This window comes from Gilliamella sp. Pas-s27 (genome assembly GCF_009795865.1).
Lineage (GTDB): Bacteria > Pseudomonadota > Gammaproteobacteria > Enterobacterales > Orbaceae > Gilliamella.
This window is the reverse complement of record NZ_WTEW01000141.1, coordinates 1-306: the sequence shown is the minus strand read 5'-3', so window position 1 is coordinate 306 and position 306 is coordinate 1. Positions and strand designations below refer to the sequence as shown.

Sequence of the window (306 nt, the reverse complement as noted above, 5' to 3'; positions counted from 1 at the left end):
CGTGAAGCAGAATTTAACAATATAGATTATTTACAACAACATAGTACTAAGGATTTTTATTTTAAAGTAATAGTATCTAAAAAGAAAAATGAAGAAGCAAATATCGTTGGGATAAAAATATATAGCAAACACGATGGCAAGCTTATTCAAACTATTACAGGTATCAAAGGATGTGAGTTTCATGGTTATGCTAATATTGTGAATCATGAAAAATCTGATTATAATTTTGATGGCGATAATAATGACTTTTATCTCTTCAAAGATAGATTGAGTGGACCTAATAGAACAGCCGAATATTACGTCTAT

Annotated in this window: 1 protein-coding gene; it reads left to right on the top strand. The window is 28.4% G+C overall.

Annotation, left to right across the window (positions count from 1 at the left end):
* Positions 1-306 (top strand): hypothetical protein (locus GQ589_RS12055; protein ID WP_202115125.1); only part of this gene is annotated, 306 nt, incomplete at both ends.